The sequence below is a fragment of the Kribbella lupini genome (assembly GCF_039529595.1).
GTDB lineage: Bacteria > Actinomycetota > Actinomycetes > Propionibacteriales > Kribbellaceae > Kribbella > Kribbella lupini.
On the sequence record NZ_BAAANC010000001.1, the window covers coordinates 812,015 to 828,789 of the forward strand.

The window sequence follows — 16,775 nt, forward strand, 5'->3', positions numbered from 1 at the left end:
CGGAGAGCCGGAGAGCCGGAGAGCCGGAGAGCCGGAGAGCCGGAGAGCCGGAGAGCCGGAGAGCCGGAGAGCCGGAGAGCCGGAGAGCCGGAGAGCCGGAGAGCCGAAGAGCCCAGGGCGCGGAGCCGAGGCGGGCGAGTGGAAGCAGACACCACGGCGGCGAGGCGGGAGCCGTCGAACTGGCGGCTCCCGCCTCCTGCCTGCCTACTCGCCGCCGCCTGTCCCCTCAGCGTCCTTGGCGGGCTTCGACGATCTCCAAGTAGTGCGGGTTGTGCATGATGCCCAGCACGTTGCCGAACGGGTCGACGACCGAGGCGGTGGTGAAGCTGCTTTCGCCGTGCGAGGTGATCGGCTGGTACTCCTTCGCGCCCATCGCCAGGAGCTTGTCGAAGGTCGCCTGCAGGTCGTCGACGTGCCAGTGCATCACCGCTCCGCCGGGCGCGTTGCCGGCGCCGGGCGGCGCGTACTTGCGGTCGATGAAGCCCAGCTCGTCCGCGTCGTCGCCGATCCGGTACTCCATGTACGCCGGTGCGGCCGGCGCCTCGGGGAAGGCGTAGTACGGCGCCTGGCCGAGCAGTTCGGTGTACCAGTCCCGGGCGGCGGCCAGGTCGTCGGCGTAGAAGCTGATGGTGGCGAATCCTCGGAACATCGGGTTCTCCTCGGTGCTGGCTGGTGGCGTGTCCACCGCGATGAGTCCATCCTGCGCCAGATAAGTGCTCACCCAATGAGCACTTATCTGGAGAACTTTCAGGCGATCGCGGAAACCCCGTCCACCACCACGTACTCGCCGCCGGGCGTGATCGCCGAAGGCGTCAGTACGGCGTACGAAAGCCCGCTCGAGGCCGTCCGTGACTCGAGCACCGTGAAGGCCGTCGGCGGAAGCTCGGGGGTGAAGAGCCGCTTGCCCTGCCCGAGCGTGACGGGGAACGTGATCAGCCGGTACTCGTCGATCAGCCCGGCCCGGTGCAGTTCCCGCGCGAGGCCGCAGCTCCCGTGCACCTGAAGCTCCCCGCCCGGCTGCTCCTTGAGCGCCCGGATCTGATCGACCCCGTCGACAACCGTCGTGTTGGACCACGACGGATCCCGCAGCGTCCGCGACGCGACGTACTTCGGCAGCGCGTTGAGCTTGGAAGCGACCAGGTTCTCCGGGTCGGTCACCCGCGGCCAGTAGCCGAGGAACATCTCGTACGTCGACCGCCCGAGCAGGATCGCGTCGGCCCGGGTGAACCAGCTGTCGACGATCTCGTCGAACTCCGGCCCGGCGTACGGCACCACCCAGCCGCCCTGGTCGAACCCGCCGCTCGCGTCCTCCTCCGGGCCGCCGGGGCCCTGCATGACGCCGTCGATGGTCAGGAAGGTGTGCAGTGTCAGTCGCATCGGCCGAACTCCTCAGGTGCGCGGCGGTCCCCACAGGACCACCTCTCACCCTGGCGTCGAACGAACCCGCAAAGGATCGACAAACTGTCGGTGAGGAGATCTACGATCGCGGGATCAGGTTCTGACAGCGCTCCGGGAGGGCCCATGACCACGCTGACCGACCGACCGAACACCGCGCTGCTCGTCATCGACGTGCAGAACGGCGTGATGGAGGGCACCCACGACCGGGATTCGGTGGTCGCCAACATCGCGACCCTGGTCGACAAGGCCCGTACCGCGGGCGTCGACGTCGTCTGGGTCCAGCACAACAGCGACAACCTGAAGCGCGACACCGCCGAGTGGCAGTACGTCGCGGAGCTGACCCGCGCCGAGGGCGAGTCCGTCGTCCACAAGCAGTACCCGGACTCCTTCGAGGCCACCGACCTGGAGCCGGTCCTCGCCGAGCGCGGCATCGGCCGGCTCGTCCTCTCCGGCGCCCAGACCGACGAGTGCATCCGCTCGACCCTGCATGGAGCCATCGCCCGCGGCTACGACGCGACCCTCGTCGCCGACGCCCACACCACCGAGGACCTGTCCGAGTGGGGTGCGCCCACGCCGGACCTGGTCATCGCCCACACCAACCTGTACTGGGACAACCACCAGGCCCCGGGCCGCATTGCCGGTACGACGACGACCGCGGAGGCCGACTTCAGCAGCTGAACCACGAAGCGGCGACGAGCCAGTTCGTCGCCGCGGGGGAGTCCCCGGACCCTACTTCGCGTACAGGGCTTCCACGTCGTCCTGGTGCTTCTCCATCACGACGTGGCGACGCAGCGAGAGCTTCAGGGACAGCTCGCCGTTCTCCTGGGTCCAGTCGGTCGGGAGGATGCTGAACTTCTTGATCCCCTCGGCCTTGGACACGGCGGTGTTGGCGTCGTCGACGGCGGTCTGGATCTCGGCGATCAGGTCCTCGTCGGTGCACAGCGTCTCGAGGTCGGTCGGCTTGCCGTGCTTGGAGGCCCAGCTGCCGATCGTCTCGGTGTCGATGGTGATCAGCGCCGCGATGAACGGCTTGCCGTCGCCGACGACCATGCACTGGCTGACCAGCGGGTGCAGCCGGATCCGGTCCTCCAGTACGGCGGGCGCCACGTTCTTGCCGCCGGCCGTCACCAGGATCTCCTTCTTGCGGCCGGTGATCCGGATGAAGCCGTCGGCGTCGAACTCGCCGAGGTCACCGGTGTGGAACCAGCCGTCGGCGTCGATCGCGGCCTCGGTCGCCTCGTCGTTCTTCCAGTAGCCGAGCATCACCTGGCCGCCCTTGAAGCACAGCTCGCCGTCCTCGGCGACGCCGACCGTGACGCCGGGCAGCGGGCGGCCGACGGTGCCGATCCGGATGTCGTCGGGCAGGTTCACCGAGACGGCCGCGGTCGTCTCGGTCAGGCCGTAGCCCTCCAGCACCGGGACGCCGATGCCGCGGAAGAAGTGGCCGAGCCGGTCGCCGAGCGGTGCTCCACCGGAGACCGCGTAGTCGACCTCGCCGCCGAGCACGTTGCGCAGCTTGCCGTAGACCAGCTTGTCGAACAGCGCGTGCTTCGCCTTCAGGCCGAGGCTCGGGCCGCTCTTGTCGAGCGCCTGCGAGTACGCGATCGCGGTCTCGGCCGCGGCGTCGAAGATCTTGCCCTTGCCGGCCGCGTGCGCGGTCTGGCTCGCGGTGTTGAACACCTTCTCGAACACTCGCGGCACGCTCAGGATGAAGGTCGGCTTGAACTCGCCCAGGTCCGCGACCAGGTTCTTCACGTCGGCGGTGTGCCCGACCTTGACCCGCATCATCACGCAGCCGACCTGGATGATCCGCGCGAACACGTGCGCCAGCGGCAGGAACAGCAGCGTCGACGCGCCGTCGAGCCGGAACAGCGTCGGCAGCACCTTGGTCGCCGTACCGAGCTCGTCCATGAAGCTGGCGTGGCTGATCTTGCAGCCCTTCGGCCGGCCGGTCGTCCCGGACGTGTAGATCAGCGTCGCCAGGTCGCCCGGCACGACCGCTGTACGGCGCTTGTCGAGCTCCGCGTCGCTGATCTGCTGACCGAGCACGGTCAGCTCGTCGACCGCGCCGGACTCGATCTGCCAGACCTCCTGCAGGGCCGGCGCCTCGGTCCGGGCGGACTCGACGACGGCGCCGTGCGCGGCGTTCTCGACGATGGCGACGACGGCCTCGGAGTCGGTCAGGATCCACTGGATCTGCGAGGCCGACGAGGTCTCGTAGATCGGCACGGTCGCGGCGCCGATGCTCCAGATCGCGTAGTCGATCAGCGTCCACTCGTACCGCGTGGCGCTGAGCAGGGCGACCCGGTCGCCGTGCTTCACGCCGGCCGCGATCAGGCCCTTGGCCACGCCCGCGACCTGCTGGGCGAACTGGGCGGCGGTGATGTCGAGCCAGCCGCCCTCGACCCGCTTGCTGAACACGGCGGTGTCCGGGTGCGACGATGCGTTCGCCCAGACCGGATCGGCCAGCCCGCCAGTGGTCGGGGCGTCGATCACAGCAGGAACGGTGTACTCACGCATCTCCGCGTCTCCTCAGTCAGGATGGTCGGCTCCGGCGCACGTTACAGTCACTTACCCACAAGTAGCCAGGTCAGTGTGACCCAGGGAACTAAGGTCGGCGCATGCCTTCGCTAGACATCAGCTGCGACGACCTGGTCGTCGCGGATCCAGCCTACGTCGCGCAGCGGCTCGGCTCGGACACCCTCTGGCGTGAGTGGTGGCCCGAGCTCGTCCTCACCCCGTCCGAGCGGCGCGGGCTGGAGGGCGTCCGCTGGGCCGTCACCGGCGCCGCCGTCGGTACGGCGGAGTGGTGGCTGGAGCAGGTCCGGGACGGTGTCGTCGTGCACTGGTACCTGCGGGTCGACCCGGTACGGCGTACCGGCGTACGGCGGCTGCGCCGGCTGCAGGAGTCGTACGTCGCCCGGTACCGGGAGCACATCTGGCGGTTCAAGGACGAAGTCGAGAGGGGCCGCGCCGCGGGCGAGCGCAGGTCCGGCTGGGAACCCGCGATAGTCTCCGGGAGGGGCACCGGTGCCCCGCAACCGGCCGTACCGCAGAAGGACCTGCACGCGGACCGGCGACCGTCCCGGCAGCGGAGAGGTGAATCGATGGCAGAGCAGACCACCTCGACCATCGTCGTGAACGCGACCCCGAAAGCGATCATGGCGGTGATCGCGGACTTCGAGGCCTACCCGGAGTGGGCGGACTCGATGCGGGAGACGGAGGTGCTGTCGACCGACGAGGCCGGCCGGCCCAAGCAGGTCCGGTTCAAGGTGGACGCCGGCGCGATCTCCGACGAGTACACGCTGGACTACGTCTGGTCCCGCAACGAGGTGACCTGGTCGCTGGTGCAGGCCAAGATGGTCAAGGGCATGGACGGCGCGTACGTGCTGCGCGACCTCGGCGCCGACGGCACCGAGGTGACCTACCGGCTGGCGGTCGACGTGGCGATCCCGATGATCGGGATGCTCAAGCGCAAGGCGGAGAAGGTCATCATCGACACGGCCCTCAAGGGGCTGAAGAAGCGCGTCGAGTCCTGATTCCGTGACACGCGTCCTGCTGTACACAGGCAAAGGTGGCGTGGGCAAGACCACGTCCGCGGCCGGCACCGCCACGCTGGCCGCCTTGCGGGGACTCCGCACTCTGGTGCTGTCGACCGACGCGGCGCACTCGCTGTCGGACGCCTTCGACTCCGAGGTCGGCGGGGAGCCGACCGAGATCGACGACCTGCTGTTCGTGCAGCAGATCGACGCGCAGCGGCGGTTCGAGCGGTCATGGGGTGACATCCAGGCCTACCTGCGGTCGGTGCTGCACGTCGTCGGCGTCGATCCGATGGAGGCCGAGGAGCTGACCGTGCTGCCGGGCGCCGAGGAGGTACTCGCGCTGCTCGAGGTCCGGGACCACGTGCGGTCGGGACGCTGGGACGTGGTGGTGGTCGACTGCGCGCCGACGGCCGAGACGTTGCGGCTGCTCGCGCTGCCGGAGGCGCTGAGCTGGTACATGGACCGGATCATCAACGCCGAGCGGAAGGTGCTGCGGTCGTTCCGGCCGTTGCTGGGCAAGGCTTCCGGGCTGCCGATGCCCGACGACACGGTCTTCGATGCGTTGCGGCGGTTGCAGAAGGATCTGGCGGACATCCGGGCGTTGCTGGCTGGGCCTGATGCCTCGGTGCGGTTGGTGCTGACGCCGGAGGCCGTGGTCGTCGCCGAGGCGCGGCGGTCGATGACGACGCTTTCGCTGTACGGGTACCGCGTGGACGGGATCGTGGCGAACCGGGTGTTCCCGGCGGCCGGGGCCGACAACTGGCGGCGCCAGTGGGTCGCCGCGCAGCGCGGGATCCTCGAGGACGTCCAGGACTCGTTCAGCCCGCTGCCGATCTGGGAGTCGCCGTACCGGGCCTGTGAGCCGGTCGGGGTCGAGGAACTCGCGGCCTTCGCCGTCGAGATGTACGGCGGGGACGACCCGTTCGCGCGGGCTTCGGACGAGACGTCGCTGCTGGTGGATCGGCACATCGACACCGACGGGCGGACGTACATCCTGACGTTGCCGTTGCCGTTGGCATCTGCTGCTGATCTGGAGTTGGCGCGGCACGGGGACGAGCTGATCATCACGGTCGGGTCGTACCGGCGGGTGATCCCGCTGCCGGCCGCGCTGGCGCGTGGGGTTGTCGCCGGGGCCCGGCTGGACGACGGGAAGTTGCAGGTGCGGTTCGCGCCGCGCGATCCGTTGCCGCGGCCGGCGCTTTCGTCGGAGCTGGCTGAGGAGTTCCGCGAGCAGATGGAGCTCGACGAGACCGCGATCCCGGAGGGCACGCGATGACACCGCCGAAGGAGCCTGTCGGCTCGGTCGCCGAGGAGGCCGCCAAGCTGTTCGCCGTACTGCGGGCTGCTGGTGCTGCTGATTTCGGTGCGCCCGGGGCTGGGGCTGGGGCCGGCACGGATGCGGCGGAGGAGGCTGCAGGGGCTGAGGCCGCTGCCGCCGGAGAAAAGCGTGGGAGTGCGCAGGCCCGTCGGGCTGGGGCTGGAGAGCGGGCGCGGCACGCTGAGGCCGGCTTGGATGCGGCCGACGAGGCCGCGCGGGCTGAGGCCGGCGGGGATGCGGCCGACGAGGTCGCGGGGGCTGAGGCTGCTGCGGCCGGAGAAGAGCGAGAGAGTGTCGAGGCCGATCAGCCTGGAGCTGGGGAGCGCAGCCGGACCGGCGGGGGAGACCCGCTTGGGGAGGACCGTGGCCGGAGCGGCGCGGACGCGGCGGGGGCTGGGGAGGAGCACGCGCACGGGATCGGGCGTGGGGCCGAGTGTGTTTGGTGTCCCGTGTGTCAGGTGATCAACCGGGTGCGGACGACCAGTCCGGAGACGATCGAGCAGTTGTCGACGGCGGCTGCGGGCGTGCTGGGGGCGGTCAGGAGTTTGGTGGAGGCTGCGGCGGAAGCGGCGCGGCAGGCGAAGGTGGACGCAGAGTCGCGGGCTGCCGGGGAGCGGGACCAGGAAAGACCAGCTCGGTCGCGGGTGGACCGGATCGACGTGAGTGAGGACCCCGAACCATGGGACTGACCATCGGCATCGACGTCGGCGGGACGAAGATCGCGGCGGGCGTTGTCAGCCGCGACGGGACGATCGGGGCGCGGGCGCATCGCGACACCCCGGCGGGATCGGTCGACGAGACCGCCAAGGCGATCTGCGACGCGGCCGCGGAACTGATCGCGGACCACGACGTCGAGGCGGTCGGCATCGGCGCGGCCGGGTTCGTGTCGTCGGACCGCTCGACCGTGCTGTTCGCGCCGAACCTGGCCTGGCGGGACGAGCCGCTGGGGCAGCGGGTGGCCGACGTACTGAAGGTGCCGGTCGTCGTCGAGAACGACGCCAACGCCGCGGCGTGGGGCGAGTTCGCGTGCGGCGCGGCCAAGGACGTCGAGCACATGGTGTGCGTGACCGTCGGGACCGGGATCGGCGGCGGTGTGGTGATCGGCGGTGAGCTGCTGCGCGGTGCGCACGGCGTCGCGGCCGAGCTCGGCCACATGCGCGTCGTACCGGGTGGTCATCGGTGCGGCTGTGGCGCGCGCGGGTGCTTGGAGCAGTACGCCTCCGGGCGGGCGCTGGTGCGTGAGGGTCGTGCGCAGGCGGAGTCCGGTTCGCTGGCGGCGGCGCAGATGATGAGCGTGTGCGGCATCACCGACCCGGCGGAGCTGGACGGGCCGATGATCACCAAGGCCGCGGCGGCCGGCGATCCGTGCGCGGTGGAGCTGCTCGACGACCTCGGCCGGTGGCTGGGGGAGGGGCTCGCGAGCTTCGCGACGCTGTTCGACCCGAGCACGATCGTGATCGGCGGTGGCGTGAGCGCGGCCAAGGAGCTGCTGCTGAAGTCGGCGCAGGTCGCGTTCGACAAGAACCTGCCGGCCCGCGCGAACCGTCCGCACCCGACCATCGTGATGGCCGAGCTCGGCAACGACGCCGGCATCATCGGCGCCGCCGACCTGGCCCGCAGGCCGGTCGCCGCCGACCCCGAGCCGCACGCCGCCGCCGCTCCCGCGGCGACCACCCCGTCCGCTCTCCCGGGCGTCGACGAGGAGAAGGCTCGGTGAGCTTGCGGTCCGCCGTACGTCGGAAGCGGCGCTTGGCCGGACGTGCTTGGCTGGACGTGAAAGCTGCTGGGGGTACGACGAGGAAGGTCGTGCGATGGCTCTGACGCAGGCGCTGACGATCGGGATCGACATCGGTGGCACCAAGGTGGCCGCCGGCGTGGTCGATCCCGAGGGCAACATCCTGGACCGGTTGCGGCGCGACACCCCGACCAAGGACCCGCGCGAGACCGAGGACGCGATCGCGGACATCGTCCGGGACCTGGAGTCGCGGCACGACGTGATCGCGGTCGGCATCGGCGCGGCCGGGTTCGTCGACGGGACGCGGTCGTCGGTGCTGTTCGCGCCGCACCTGGCCTGGCGGCACGAACCGCTGCGCGACGCGGTCGAGCGCCGGCTCGGGCTCCCGGTCGTGGTCGAGAACGACGCGAACGCCGCGGCCTGGTCGGAGTGGCGGTTCGGCGGCGGGCAGGGCGAGAGCCACCTGGTCTGCGTGACGCTCGGCACCGGCATCGGCGGCGCGATCCTGAACGACGGCGCGCTGCAGCGCGGGAAGTTCGGCATCGCGGGGGAGTTCGGGCACATGCAGGTGGTGCCCGGCGGTCATCGGTGCGAGTGCGGCAACCGCGGGTGCTGGGAGCAGTACGCGTCGGGCAACGCGCTGACGCGGGAGGCGCGGGAGCTGGCGTTGTCCGGTTCGCCGGTCGCGCACAACCTGCTGCGCGCTGCCGAGGGTGATCCGCGCAAGATCAACGGGCCGATGGTGACCGAGCTGGCCAAGGACGGCGACCCGGTCGCGGTCGAGCTGCTCGAGGACGTCGGCCGCTGGCTGGGTATCGGCCTGGCGAACCTCGCGGCCGCGCTCGACCCGGGCACGTTCGTGATCGGCGGCGGAGTGTCGGACGCGGGCGAGCTGCTGCTGGCGCCGGCGCGGGAGGCGTTCAAGCGGACGTTGACCGGGCGCGGGTTCCGGCCGGAGGCGCGGATCGTGCGCGCCGTACTCGGTCCGGAGGCCGGGATGGTCGGTGCCGCCGACCTCGCGCGGGAGGAGGCGACCTGGCTGCGCCGGGTCCGGGTCAAGACGACCGCGGTGACGGCCAAGACGACGGGTGCTCGCGGTGGACGCTCGACGCGTCTCGAGCGGGCGGCCCGGAAGTCGGCCGGCCGGCGTACGGGCATGCGCGCGGCGGCAGCCGAGCCGGAGCTCGAGCCCGGCGAGCTGCAACTCGACAAGACCCCCGAGCTGCAGGGCGACTCCGAGGCATGAGTGTGAGCCCGTCGCTGCGGGTGCTCTCCTACAACGTGCACCGGTGGGGCGACGACCGGGAGGCTTTGGCGCGGGTGGTCAAAGCCTGCGCGCCCGATGTCGCGCTCGTGCAGGAGGCACCGACCTGGTGGGGGACGCGGCGCAAGCGGCGGGCGATGGCGGCGTCGTTCGGGATGACGTACGTCGCGGGTGCCGCGCGCAACGCGATCTTGGTTGCCGGGAGCACCGAAGTCGTCGAGTCGCTGCACTGGCGGGTCTGGCGGCCGTTCGTACGCCGGCGGTTCCGCCTGATCGCGACCCAGCTCCCCGGCGGTGCGATCGGCGGACGGGTCACCCTGGGAACGAAGGCCCTGGCGTTGGTCGTCTGCCACCTCGGCCTGCACATCCGCGGCCGCGAGCACGAGATCGAGCAGGTCCTCAAGGGCTGCCGGTCCTTCGGCCTCCCGTACCTGGTGGTCGGCGACCTCAACGAGGAGCCCGACGGCCCGGTGTGGAAGCGCCTCGCCGACGAAGGCCTCACCGACCTCGGCGCTGACGCGGGCCCGACGTTCCACTCCGACAACCCGGAACGCCGCATCGACGGCGCCCTCCTGTCACCCGAGCTCAACGGCCGCCTGATCGACCTCGACACGATCGAAGGCGTGACCCGCGACGATCTCGCGAAGGGTTCCGACCACCTCCCGCTGCTGATCGAGCTGACCGAATAACCGGTGGCTGCGGGGCCCGAGCGGACGGCAGGATGTGGGCATGACGAGCAGACCTGTTGCCCTGGTCACCGGTGTCGGACGGCGCATTGGGATCGGCGCCGGGATCGCCGAGGCGTTGGCGGCGAGCGGGTGGGACGTTGCCTTCAGCTACTTGACCGGGTACGACGCGCGGATGCCGTGGGGGCCTGATGCCGACGCTCGGGCTGAGACGACCGCCGTACTGGAAGGGCACGGCGCGCGCGTCCTCTCCGTCGAGGCGGACCTGCAAAATCCAGACGCGCCGGCCGAGCTGATCGGCAAGGTGCGGGACGAGCTCGGACCGGTACGCGCGCTGGTGATGGCGCACTGCGAGAGCGTCGACAGCGGCATCCTCGACACGACCGTCGAGAGCTTCGACCGGCACTTCGCGGTGAACGCGCGGGCGGTCTGGCTGCTGATCAAGGCGTACGCCGAGCAGTTCGACGCGCCGTACGGAACTGGCCGGATCGTCGCACTGACCAGCGATCACACCGCGCACAACCTGCCGTACGGCGCGAGCAAGGGCGCGCTGGACAGGATCGTGATCGCCGCGGCGCACGAGCTGAAGCACCTCGGGCTGACCGCGAACGTGATCAACCCCGGCCCGGTCGACACCGGCTGGATCAGCCCCGAACTCGCCGAGCACCTGGTCGCCGGTACGCCGCTCGGCCGGCTCGGGACGCCGAAGGACACCGCCGACCTGGTCGCGTTCCTGTGCTCACCGGCCGGCGGGTGGATGAACGCGCAACTCCTGCACAGCAACGGCGGATCGCAGTAGCGGCTACTTCTTGCGCCGGTTGAGGAACGCGAGCATCGCCTCGCGCGCCGGCTCCGACCCGAACAACCCCGCCGACAGCTCGGCCAACTCCTTGCCCCGGGCATCGATATCGGCGAGCAGTTCGCGGGTGAGCAGCTTCTTCGTCTCCCGGAGCCCCTGCGGCACGCCCTTCAGCAGCGACGCCAGTACGGCGCCGACCGCGTCGTCCAGCTCCTCGTCCGGCACCGCGCGCGAGACCAGCCCGAGCCGCGCGGCCTCGGTCCCGTCGAAGCCGTCACCGGTCAGGAAGGTCAACGAGGCCGCCCGATCGGTCAACCGCGGCAGCACGGTCAACGAGATCGTTGCCGCCGCGAGCCCCAGCCGCACCTCGGTCAACGCGAACGTCGAACCCGTCCCCGCCACACTGATGTCCGCCGCCGCCACGATCCCGATCCCACCCGCCCGCACCGGCCCGGCCACCCGGGCAACCACCGGCTTCGGATTCGCCACGATCGCCCGCTGCACGTCGACCATCCGCTGCGCGCCGACGCCCATCCCGACGCTGGTCGCCTCAGCCATGTCCGCCCCCGAGCAGAACACGTCCAGCGCCGACCGCACCACGATCACCCGCACCGCGTCGTCCGCTCCCGCGGCCTGCAGCCGCTCCAGCAGCTCCCCGGTCAGCTGCTGCGACAACGCGTTCTTGTTGTGCGGCGAGTCCAGCGTGATCGTCGCAACCCCATCGGCCGACTCGAGATGCACCAGTTCGCTCATGCGGCCATCCTGCCCTGCCCACCGCCCCGTACGCCGTAACCGGCCCCACACCTAGCTGACGTACAAGCAGAACGGGTGGCCCGCTGGGTCGAGCATGACGCGTACGTCGTCCTGGGGCTGGAAGTCGGCCAGTTCGGCGCCGGCTTCGACCGCGTGGGCGACGGCTTCGTCGAGGTTGTCGACCTCCAGGTCGAGGTGCATGGACATCTGAGGCTTGCCGGGTTCGGCGGGCCAGACGGGGCGTTGGTAGTCGGCTTCGGTCTGGAAGGCGAGGTTGTAGCCGGCGTCCTTGGACGGGGCCAGGGTGACCCAGTTCGGTTCGTCGCCGAAGATCTGCCAGCCGAGGAGGCGTTGGTAGAAGCGGCCGAGCTCGCGCGCGTCCGGGGCGTCGAGGGCGACGCCGAACCAGTGGGCCTTCGTTCGCAGTGTCATGGATCACAGCCTGCCGCGACGGCGGGGCACGGTCCAGTCAGGCCGGTGGCGTCGTCGGGCTCAACGGATCACCGTGGCGGTGGACGATGAACCAGTCGTCGCCTTCCTTGCGGAAGATCATCGTCGTGCGCAGCACGTGGGCGAACTCACCGGGCCGGTCGACGTACCGGACCGTGCAGCGTTCGATCGCGACCGTGTACGCCGTGTCGGAGCCGGCGTGCCGGTCCAGGTACTCGAACTCGACCTTCGCGCCGCTCGGCGCGAACTGCGCGGACGCCCACCGGTACCGCGGGCCGATCTGCGACCAGCCGACCTCCTGGCCGCCGAAGCCACCGAAGATCGAGGTCTGCTCGCTGCGCAACACCAGCGGCATCCACAACGACACGTCCCCGTTGACGAAGGCGGTGTTGGCGTCCTCGAACCGGCGCAGGAACGCCTCGAAACTCATACCCGTCGCTCCCGGGATCGTCGGAACGCGCCGTCAGGCGCGCTCCCACGATAGGCCCGCGGCGGTCTACTTCGCGTCGGCGTACGTCGGTGACAGCTCGCGCGCCAGGTGCTCGATGAACAGGCCGACGTCGGTGACGATCCCGCGGGCCTGCGAGGATCCGCGGTCGGCCAGCTTGGTCACCGTGGCCGGGTTGATGTCCACGCAGGTGAGCGGGATCGAGGCCGGCAGGATGTTGCCGGTCGCAACCGAGTGCAGCATGGTCGCGGCCATCAGGCAGTACCCGACGCCGTCCAGCTCGGCGCGCATCGCGCGCTGCCCGGCCAGGACGTCGGTGTAGACGTCGGGCAGCGGGCCGTCGTCGCGGACCGACCCGACCAGCACGTACTTGCCGCCCGTCTTCACCATCGCGTGCATCACGCCGGACGTCAGCACGCCCTGCTCGACGGCGGCCGCGATCGAGCCGGCCTTGCGGATCGTGTTGATCGCGCGGATGTGGTGCTCGTGGCCGTGCTCGACGCCGCGGCCGCGGGCCAGGTCGACGCCGAGCGACGTCCCGTACAGCGAGGACTCGATGTCGTGGGTGGCCAGCGCGTTGCCGGCGAACAGGACGTCGACGTACCCGGCCTCGACGATCGCGACCATGGCCGGGGCCGCGCCGGTGTGCACGATGCCGGGGCCGCCGACCCAGAGCACCTTCTGGCCGTTCGCCTTCGCCTCGCGCATCCCGTCGGCGACCTGCTTGACCAGGACCCGCTGCGGCTTCTCGCTGGAGACGTCGGACTCCATGAAGCCGAACGCCTCCTCGGTGCTGGCGACGATCGGCGGCGCGACCTTGACGCCCTGCGCGCTGGTCACCACCCGCATCCCGGCCTTCACCTCGGACATCGGGATGGTCCGGACGGCGCCGTTCTCGACCAGCAGGCCGCAGTCCATCTCGGGGTTGGTGACCTGGATCCAGCGGTTGTCGAGCCGGACGCTGGTCGGCAGGTTGGTGGTCGAGTAGAAGCCGTCGGGGAAGACGCCGTCCTGGTCGACCTCGGTGATCTCCGCCGTGCCGGGGTTGACCAGGTTCGCGCCCTTGGTCTGGATCCGCATCAGCAGCCGCTGCAGGGCTTCCTCGTCCTCGGCGCCGACCGTCATCCGGACCGTCGACGGGTCGTCCTTGTCGTAGCCGAGGTCGAACTTGTCCAGCGTGTACTCGCCGCCGTAGCCGCGGATGTCGTCGAGGACCCGGGACAACAGCCCGGAGTCCATCAGGTGGCCGGTGATCTCGACCGTCTCGGTGACCTGCACGGGATGCCTCCTCCGTCAGCGGGGGTGTCGGATTGTCCGACGATCCGCCACTCTAGACGACGGCGCCGTCGTCCGGGGTGTCCTCGGGCGGGAGGCGGTCGTTCATCCGGATCACCAGCGTGAGGAACCCGGCCATGAAGCCGACCACGCCGAGCAGCGTGATCCGGCCGGTGCCGAAGTCGAGGACCGCGGCGAGGATCAGCAGCAGCGGGCCGCCGATCAGGCCGAGCCAGGCAGCCCGGGTGATCCAGTCCAGCCGGGGCCCGCGGGTCGGCTCCGGCGGGATGAAGTGGTCGTGCGGGTCGTCGGTACGGCGCGGCGGCGGTTCCTTCGGCGGCTCCTCGTCGGTGTCGCCGACGATCAGTCCGGCCGGTACGTCGATGAGCGGCTCGTAGGAGTTCTCGTCGACGTCCTCGCTGGCGGGCCAGCGGGGGACCGGCGGGACGTCGTGCCCGGGAGCCGACGGCGCGTTGAACTGCTCGACCAGCGAGGCCCACTCGGCGTCCTCGGTACTGCGGTCGATCACGCCCCGCGCCTTCTCGGCCGCGTCGGAGTCGACGAAGATCTCCTCGAACCCGGCGGGGATCTGAGCTTTGGCGGAGGGTGCGTCGTCGCCCGGATCCGGCGCACTCGCCTTCGGCGTCGTCGCCTCGTCGCCGGCGCTCGCCGTACCCACCGCGCCCGAGCTGGTCGGGGCCGTCGCCTCGTCGGCAGCGACTTCTGCTTCGTCAACTGCTTCCGGCGGCGCGCAGTACGCCGCGATGCCGGCGTCGGCGAGCGCCTTCAGCACGGCCGTCGTGACGAGGGGATCGATGCCGCCCAGCGAGGTGTAGGTCGCGGCGGTCAGGCCGTTGTCACGCATCGGCGCCGATCCGGCGGACGAAGGCGGTCGCGTCGGCGAAGATGCGTGGTGCGTCGTTGTCCAGAGTGGCCACGTGGTAACTGTCCTCGAGCAGGGTCTCGGTGACGTCGCGGGACGAGATCCGGGACAGCACGGTGCGCCCGGAGCTCGGTTCGACGACGTGATCGACAGTACTGCGGAACAGCAGCACCGGCTGCGTCACCTTGGGCAGGTCTTCGCGGGTGACCTTCCACAGCTGCGACAGCGAGTGCAGCGCGCGCAACGGCATCCGGTCGTAAGCGCCCTCGTCCACGCCCGGCTTCTTGATGTCGTTCGAGATCCCCGGAAACGACGGCAGCAGCCGCTGCAGCACCGGCAGGAGCGCGAGCCGCTTGTCGTCGGTCTGCACCGAAGGGTTCACCAGCACCAGCCCGGCGACGTCCCCGCCGTGCTGCTCGGCCAGGCGCAGGACGAGACAGCCGCCCATTGACAGCCCGACCAGGAAGACCCGGTCGTGCTCCTTGCGCAGCCGGTCGAACTCGTTGTCGAGGACGGCGTACCAGTCCTGCCAGGTGGTGGTGTTCGCCTCGCGCCAGTGCGTGCCGTGCCCGGGCAGCCGCGGTACGGCGACGCCGAACCCCTCGGCGGCCAGGTGCTCGGCGAACGGGCGCATCGACTTCGGGGACCCGGTGAAGCCGTGACTGAGCAGGATCCCGGTCGCGGCGTTCGGGCCGGAGCCGGGACTGCGGAACTCCTCCGCGTGGGCTTGCACGGGCACAGGTGCTCCTAGAAGTTCGCGTGTTGCCTGAGTCGTAATGGTCGCAGCCGCCGGGCCCGTCGCCCACCCCGGCCAGGGTGTCGGTTCGGTGACGTGATCGACCACACCAACAGTCTGCAACCACAGACCAACACGGAGCGCAACCCCCTGATTCCCTGGCGGTGACATTGCTTGAGGAGGAAGCTGGAACGTAAGGTCCTCCCCGGCGGGGTGCGCTGTGCCTGCCGATGCGGGACACTGGAGCTGGCCGAGTGGTGGAGGTGGCACGTGCTGTACATGTTCATCCGGCGGTTCCTCGTCGCACCGCTCGCGAGGTTGCTGTTCCGGCCCAAGGTGACCGGGCTGGAGAACATCCCCGAGACCGGTCCGGCACTGCTGGTCAGCAACCACCTGGCGTTCTCGGACTCGATCTTCCTGCCGGTCGCCGTACCGCGCCAGATCGTCTTCCCGGCCAAGTCGGAGTACTTCACCGGCACCGGCCTCAAGGGCAAGCTGGTCGCGACGTTCTTCCGCTCGATCGGCCAGATCCCGATCGACCGCTCCGGCGGCCGCGCCTCGCTGGCCGCGCTGAACACCGGCCTGGAGATCCTCGGCAAGGGTGAGCTCTTCGGCATCTATCCCGAGGGCACCCGCTCGCCCGACGGCCGGCTCTACAAGGGCAAGACCGGTGTCGCCCGGATGGCGATCGTGGCCGGCGTCCCGGTCATCCCGGTCGCGATGATCGACACCGAGAAGGTCAACCCGCCCGGTACCGTGATGCCGAAGTGGTTCGTCAAGGAGCCCGGCCGCCGCTTCCCGCGCCTGGTCCGGCCCGGCGTCGCGATCGGCGAGCCGCTGGACTTCTCCCGGTACGAGGGGATGGAGCGCGACCGGTTCGTGCTGCGCTCGGTCACCGACGAGATCATGTACGCGATGATGGAGCTGTCCGGCCAGGAGTACGTCGACATGTACGCCGAGAAGGCCAAGGAGCTGCTCAAGGCCGGCGAGAACATCGACGACCACCTCAAGCCGCGGCTGGACGACACCAAGGCCTCCTGACCTCGTCCGACGGCCCGGTGAGCGAGGATGTCCGGCGTGGAGACTGACCGGAACGTGCTCGGTGGTGACCTGGAGGAGTGCGGGCTGGACCCGGTGACCGGGTTCTTCCGCGACGGCTGCTGCAGCACCGGCCCCGAGGACCTGGGCAGCCACACCGTCTGCGCGGTGATGACGGCGGACTTCCTCGCCCACCAGGCGTCGGTCGGCAACGACCTGACCACGCCGCGGCCGGAGTACGGGTTCAGCGGACTGACACCGGGGGACCGGTGGTGCGTGGTCGCCGCGCGGTGGCTGCAGGCGTACCACGCGGGAGTCGCGGCTCCCGTCGTCCTGGCGGCGACGCACCGGCGGGCGCTGGACACCATCCCGCTCGCCGTACTGCGGGAGCACGCGGTCGACGTACCACCTGACCTCAGCTCTCTGGAGTGAGACGGCTGCGCACCGGTT

At 70.5% G+C, this 16,775-nt stretch carries 19 protein-coding genes; 10 read left to right on the top strand and 9 right to left on the bottom strand.

Features of this window, described 5'->3' with window-relative positions; genetic code table 11:
- Window positions 1-226: 226 nt before the first annotated feature.
- Together ABD235_RS03635 and ABD235_RS03640 are read right to left on the bottom strand one after the other, a co-directional pair.
- A complete protein-coding gene (locus tag ABD235_RS03635) occupies window positions 227-721 on the bottom strand; it encodes a VOC family protein (protein WP_344169294.1) in 495 nt (164 codons plus the stop codon).
- Window positions 722-747: 26 nt separating this feature from the next.
- The gene (locus ABD235_RS03640; protein ID WP_344169297.1) at window positions 748-1,377 is read right to left on the bottom strand and encodes a dihydrofolate reductase family protein; all 630 of its coding nucleotides are present in this window, start codon (window positions 1,375-1,377) and stop codon (window positions 748-750) included.
- Window positions 1,378-1,521: 144 nt separating this feature from the next.
- On the opposite strand from ABD235_RS03640, the gene ABD235_RS03645 reads away from it, so the two are divergent.
- Window positions 1,522-2,076 (top strand): isochorismatase family protein, encoded by a 555-nt coding sequence (locus ABD235_RS03645; protein WP_344169299.1) that lies wholly within the window; start codon window positions 1,522-1,524, stop codon window positions 2,074-2,076.
- Between the two features lie 51 nt (window positions 2,077-2,127).
- Here the strand turns inward: ABD235_RS03645 and ABD235_RS03650 are convergent, their stop codons facing one another.
- Window positions 2,128-3,918, bottom strand: a complete 1,791-nt coding sequence (locus tag ABD235_RS03650; protein ID WP_344169301.1) for an AMP-dependent synthetase/ligase — start codon at window positions 3,916-3,918, stop codon at window positions 2,128-2,130.
- A 101-nt stretch (window positions 3,919-4,019) separates the two neighbouring features.
- On the opposite strand from ABD235_RS03650, the gene ABD235_RS03655 reads away from it, so the two are divergent.
- The 7 genes from ABD235_RS03655 (at window position 4,020) to ABD235_RS03685 (ending at window position 10,742) form a co-directional block, all read left to right on the top strand.
- Window positions 4,020-4,937 (top strand): SRPBCC family protein, encoded by a 918-nt coding sequence (locus tag ABD235_RS03655; RefSeq protein WP_344169304.1) that lies wholly within the window; start codon window positions 4,020-4,022, stop codon window positions 4,935-4,937.
- A 4-nt stretch (window positions 4,938-4,941) separates the two neighbouring features.
- Complete coding sequence (locus ABD235_RS03660; RefSeq protein WP_425553064.1) at window positions 4,942-6,216, top strand: ArsA family ATPase; 1,275 nt, start codon at window positions 4,942-4,944, stop codon at window positions 6,214-6,216.
- Window positions 6,213-6,947 (top strand): hypothetical protein, encoded by a 735-nt coding sequence (locus ABD235_RS03665; protein ID WP_344169310.1) that lies wholly within the window; start codon window positions 6,213-6,215, stop codon window positions 6,945-6,947. The genes ABD235_RS03660 and ABD235_RS03665 overlap by 4 nt, the downstream gene beginning before the upstream one ends.
- Window positions 6,938-7,975, top strand: coding sequence for an ROK family glucokinase (locus tag ABD235_RS03670; RefSeq protein ID WP_344169313.1), 1,038 nt, complete (start codon window positions 6,938-6,940; stop codon window positions 7,973-7,975). The genes ABD235_RS03665 and ABD235_RS03670 overlap by 10 nt, the downstream gene beginning before the upstream one ends.
- A gap of 94 nt (window positions 7,976-8,069) precedes the next feature.
- Window positions 8,070-9,239: an ROK family glucokinase gene (locus ABD235_RS03675; RefSeq protein WP_344169316.1), complete on the top strand. Its 1,170-nt coding sequence runs from the start codon at window positions 8,070-8,072 to the stop codon at window positions 9,237-9,239.
- Window positions 9,236-9,946 carry an endonuclease/exonuclease/phosphatase family protein gene (locus tag ABD235_RS03680; protein ID WP_344169319.1) on the top strand — a complete coding sequence of 237 codons (711 nt, stop codon included), beginning with the start codon at window positions 9,236-9,238 and terminating at the stop codon, window positions 9,944-9,946. The genes ABD235_RS03675 and ABD235_RS03680 overlap by 4 nt, the downstream gene beginning before the upstream one ends.
- A gap of 40 nt (window positions 9,947-9,986) precedes the next feature.
- The gene (locus ABD235_RS03685) at window positions 9,987-10,742 is read left to right on the top strand and encodes an SDR family oxidoreductase (RefSeq protein WP_344169322.1); all 756 of its coding nucleotides are present in this window, start codon (window positions 9,987-9,989) and stop codon (window positions 10,740-10,742) included.
- A 3-nt stretch (window positions 10,743-10,745) separates the two neighbouring features.
- Here ABD235_RS03685 and ABD235_RS03690 read toward each other — a convergent pair whose 3' ends face one another.
- From ABD235_RS03690 to ABD235_RS03715, 6 genes are all read right to left on the bottom strand, one after another.
- Window positions 10,746-11,495 carry an enoyl-CoA hydratase-related protein gene (locus ABD235_RS03690; protein WP_344169325.1) on the bottom strand — a complete coding sequence of 250 codons (750 nt, stop codon included), beginning with the start codon at window positions 11,493-11,495 and terminating at the stop codon, window positions 10,746-10,748.
- Window positions 11,496-11,546: 51 nt separating this feature from the next.
- Window positions 11,547-11,927: a VOC family protein gene (locus tag ABD235_RS03695; protein ID WP_344169328.1), complete on the bottom strand. Its 381-nt coding sequence runs from the start codon at window positions 11,925-11,927 to the stop codon at window positions 11,547-11,549.
- Window positions 11,928-11,964: 37 nt separating this feature from the next.
- Complete coding sequence (locus ABD235_RS03700) at window positions 11,965-12,375, bottom strand: YybH family protein (protein WP_344169331.1); 411 nt, start codon at window positions 12,373-12,375, stop codon at window positions 11,965-11,967.
- A gap of 66 nt (window positions 12,376-12,441) precedes the next feature.
- Window positions 12,442-13,671 (bottom strand): ornithine cyclodeaminase, nickel-pincer nucleotide-dependent, encoded by a 1,230-nt coding sequence (locus ABD235_RS03705; RefSeq protein WP_344169334.1) that lies wholly within the window; start codon window positions 13,669-13,671, stop codon window positions 12,442-12,444.
- 52 nt (window positions 13,672-13,723) lie between these two features.
- Window positions 13,724-14,533, bottom strand: a complete 810-nt coding sequence (locus tag ABD235_RS03710; RefSeq protein WP_344169337.1) for a hypothetical protein — start codon at window positions 14,531-14,533, stop codon at window positions 13,724-13,726.
- Window positions 14,526-15,290: an alpha/beta hydrolase gene (locus tag ABD235_RS03715; protein WP_344169340.1), complete on the bottom strand. Its 765-nt coding sequence runs from the start codon at window positions 15,288-15,290 to the stop codon at window positions 14,526-14,528. The genes ABD235_RS03710 and ABD235_RS03715 overlap by 8 nt, the downstream gene beginning before the upstream one ends.
- Before the next feature lie 276 nt (window positions 15,291-15,566).
- Here ABD235_RS03715 and ABD235_RS03720 point away from each other — a divergent pair, with 276 nt between their 5' ends.
- Window positions 15,567-16,328, top strand: coding sequence for a lysophospholipid acyltransferase family protein (locus ABD235_RS03720; RefSeq protein ID WP_344173644.1), 762 nt, complete (start codon window positions 15,567-15,569; stop codon window positions 16,326-16,328).
- Between the two features lie 36 nt (window positions 16,329-16,364).
- Entirely contained in the window at window positions 16,365-16,757 is a 393-nt protein-coding gene (locus ABD235_RS03725) for a DUF2237 family protein (protein ID WP_344169343.1), read from the top strand.
- Window positions 16,758-16,775 lie beyond the last annotated feature (18 nt).

Coding starts and splice junctions, on each gene's coding strand:
- ABD235_RS03640 (WP_344169297.1), bottom strand. CDS start 1,377: ATGCGACTGACACTGCACACCTTCCTGACCATCGACGGCGTCATGCAG.
- ABD235_RS03645 (WP_344169299.1), top strand. CDS start 1,522: ATGACCACGCTGACCGACCGACCGAACACCGCGCTGCTCGTCATCGAC.
- ABD235_RS03650 (WP_344169301.1), bottom strand. CDS start 3,918: ATGCGTGAGTACACCGTTCCTGCTGTGATCGACGCCCCGACCACTGGC.
- ABD235_RS03655 (WP_344169304.1), top strand. CDS start 4,020: ATGCCTTCGCTAGACATCAGCTGCGACGACCTGGTCGTCGCGGATCCA.
- ABD235_RS03665 (WP_344169310.1), top strand. CDS start 6,213: ATGACACCGCCGAAGGAGCCTGTCGGCTCGGTCGCCGAGGAGGCCGCC.
- ABD235_RS03670 (WP_344169313.1), top strand. CDS start 6,938: ATGGGACTGACCATCGGCATCGACGTCGGCGGGACGAAGATCGCGGCG.
- ABD235_RS03675 (WP_344169316.1), top strand. CDS start 8,070: ATGGCTCTGACGCAGGCGCTGACGATCGGGATCGACATCGGTGGCACC.
- ABD235_RS03680 (WP_344169319.1), top strand. CDS start 9,236: ATGAGTGTGAGCCCGTCGCTGCGGGTGCTCTCCTACAACGTGCACCGG.
- ABD235_RS03685 (WP_344169322.1), top strand. CDS start 9,987: ATGACGAGCAGACCTGTTGCCCTGGTCACCGGTGTCGGACGGCGCATT.
- ABD235_RS03690 (WP_344169325.1), bottom strand. CDS start 11,495: ATGAGCGAACTGGTGCATCTCGAGTCGGCCGATGGGGTTGCGACGATC.
- ABD235_RS03695 (WP_344169328.1), bottom strand. CDS start 11,927: ATGACACTGCGAACGAAGGCCCACTGGTTCGGCGTCGCCCTCGACGCC.
- ABD235_RS03700 (WP_344169331.1), bottom strand. CDS start 12,375: ATGAGTTTCGAGGCGTTCCTGCGCCGGTTCGAGGACGCCAACACCGCC.
- ABD235_RS03710 (WP_344169337.1), bottom strand. CDS start 14,533: ATGCGTGACAACGGCCTGACCGCCGCGACCTACACCTCGCTGGGCGGC.
- ABD235_RS03720 (WP_344173644.1), top strand. CDS start 15,567: ATGTTCATCCGGCGGTTCCTCGTCGCACCGCTCGCGAGGTTGCTGTTC.